At 71.5% G+C, this 1,994-nt stretch carries 3 protein-coding genes; 2 read left to right on the top strand and 1 reads right to left on the bottom strand.

Going from position 1 to position 1,994, the window contains the following annotated elements:
• Positions 1-216, bottom strand: a 216-nt coding sequence (locus WA805_RS27040; protein ID WP_425243755.1) for a nucleoside hydrolase, incomplete at its 3' end; no start/stop codon positions are given.
• 47 nt (positions 217-263) lie between these two features.
• Here WA805_RS27040 and glyA point away from each other — a divergent pair.
• Together glyA and WA805_RS27030 are read left to right on the top strand one after the other, a co-directional pair.
• Complete coding sequence (glyA, locus tag WA805_RS27035; RefSeq protein WP_422288906.1) at positions 264-1,535, top strand: serine hydroxymethyltransferase; 1,272 nt, start codon at positions 264-266, stop codon at positions 1,533-1,535.
• Positions 1,536-1,642: 107 nt separating this feature from the next.
• Positions 1,643-1,921, top strand: coding sequence for a DUF6504 family protein (locus WA805_RS27030; protein ID WP_422288905.1), 279 nt, complete (start codon positions 1,643-1,645; stop codon positions 1,919-1,921).
• The last annotated feature ends 73 nt before the right edge of the window (positions 1,922-1,994 follow it).

Genomic DNA, 1,994 nt, shown 5'->3' with positions numbered 1-1,994 from the left:
CAGCAGCGGCGCCGGGCACCCCGCGGTCACCGGCACGCCGGGCGCGCCGGCGAACGACGCCACCGCCAGCGCGTTCGCCGTGGTCTTCGCCAGCCCCACGTTGCCGGCCACCGTGGTGATCCCGGTGAACTCGATCCCCGGGTGCCCGATGGCGAACGCGATCGCCAGCGCGTCGTCGATGCCGGGGTCGCAGTCGAGAATGACTCTGGTGCTCATGGTGCTGATAGCCTCTCACAGACAATGGACGAGGGAGGCCACCCGCCATGCACCAGCCGCCTATCCCGCAGATCGAGGCGACCGACCCGGAGATCGCGGGCCTGATCAACGGCGAGGCGCGCCGCCAGTCAGAGAAGATGCGGCTCATCCCGTCGGAGAACTACGTGTCGCTCGCCGTGCTTGAGGCGTGCGGCACGGTGCTGACCAACAAGTACTCAGAGGGTTACCCGGGCCGGCGGTACTACGAGGGCCAGCAGTTCATCGACCCCATCGAGACGATCGCGATCGAGCGGGCGCAGGCGCTGTTCGGGGTGGACCACGCGAACGTGCAGCCGTACTCGGGGTCGCCGGCGAACCTCGCGGTCTACCTGGCGTTCGCGCAGCCTGGCGACACCATCATGGGGATGGCGCTGCCGATGGGCGGCCACCTCACGCACGGGGCCGCGGTGTCGGTCGCCGGCCGCTGGTTCCGGCCAGTGCAGTACGGCGTGCGGCGGGACACGGGCCGGATCGACTTCGACGAGGTGCGCGACCTGGCGCTGCGCGAGCGTCCCAAGGTCATCTTCGCCGGCGGCACCGCGGTGCCGCGCACGATCGACTTCCCGGCGTTCGCCGAGATCGCCGCGGAAGCGGGCGCGGTGCTCGTCGCGGACATCGCCCACATCGCGGGCCTGATCGCGGGCGGCGCGCACCCCTCGCCGGTCGGCTACGCGCCGGTGATCACGACGACCACGCACAAGACGCTGCGCGGCCCGCGCGGCGCGATGATCATGACGGACGCGGAGCACGCGTCGCCGATCGACAAGGCGGTGTTCCCCGGCCTGCAGGGCGGCCCGCACAACCACACGACCGCGGCTATCGCGGTGGCGCTCCACGAGGCGGCGGCCCCGTCGTTCCGCGCGTACGCCGCCCAGGTGGTCGCCAACGCCGCGGCGCTCGCCGCGGCCCTGCAGGAGCGCGGGTACGACCTGGTGTCCGGCGGCACCGACAACCACCTGCTGCTCGTGGACCTGACCTCGAAGGGGATCGGCGGCAAGCCGGCCGCCAAGGCCCTGGACCGGGCCGGCATCGAGCTGAACTTCAACACGGTCCCGTTCGACACGCGGCGCCCGTTCGACCCGTCAGGCATCAGGCTCGGCACCCCGGCGATCACCACCAGGGGCCTGACCGAGCAGCACATGCCCCTGCTCGCGGCCTGGATGGACGAGGCGATCACCGCCGCCGCCAAGGACGACGAGGGCCCCCTGGAGCGCATCGCCGCCGAGATCCGCGACCTCCTCACGGCCTTCCCGGCCCCCGGCTGGTCCGCCCAGCCGTAGCCCGCCCCGCTCGCCCGCTCGCGAGCCGGTTACGCTATGAAGCCGAGTAACAGCAGCACCATAAGATATATTTGACCACGTGTTCGATTGAACTTATATTCGAACTCATGGTTCGGGTGTACGGGGAGCCGGTCGAGGTGCAGGCGAGAGCCGATGGTCGCCCGGCCCGGTTCGTGTGGCGCGGCAGGCTCTACGCGGTGCGGTCGATCGCCGGGCACTGGGTGGTCAACAGAGAGTGGTGGCGGGAGCGCGACGTGCCCGCGCAGCCCGAACTGGAGTTCTGGCGAGTGGAGGCGTCCGCGGGACAGGGGACGTCGGCGGGCAGCTACGAGCTGCGCCGCGACGTGGCGGCCGGCGCCTGGACCCTGTCCCGGGTCGCGGATTGACCGCGACCGGCCCGGTCACCGGGTTCGCGCACCTGCACGTCGCGTCGTCGTACTCGCTGCGCTACGGCACGGC

The sequence above is a fragment of the Trebonia sp. genome, assembly GCF_049794275.1.
Lineage (GTDB): Bacteria > Actinomycetota > Actinomycetes > Streptosporangiales > Streptosporangiaceae > Trebonia.
Note: the sequence above shows the minus strand (reverse complement) of the source record. Positions and strands in the feature narration are given on the sequence as shown.

Coding starts and splice junctions, on each gene's coding strand:
- WA805_RS27030 (WP_422288905.1), top strand. CDS start 1,643: ATGGTTCGGGTGTACGGGGAGCCGGTCGAGGTGCAGGCGAGAGCCGAT.
- glyA (WP_422288906.1), top strand. CDS start 264: ATGCACCAGCCGCCTATCCCGCAGATCGAGGCGACCGACCCGGAGATC.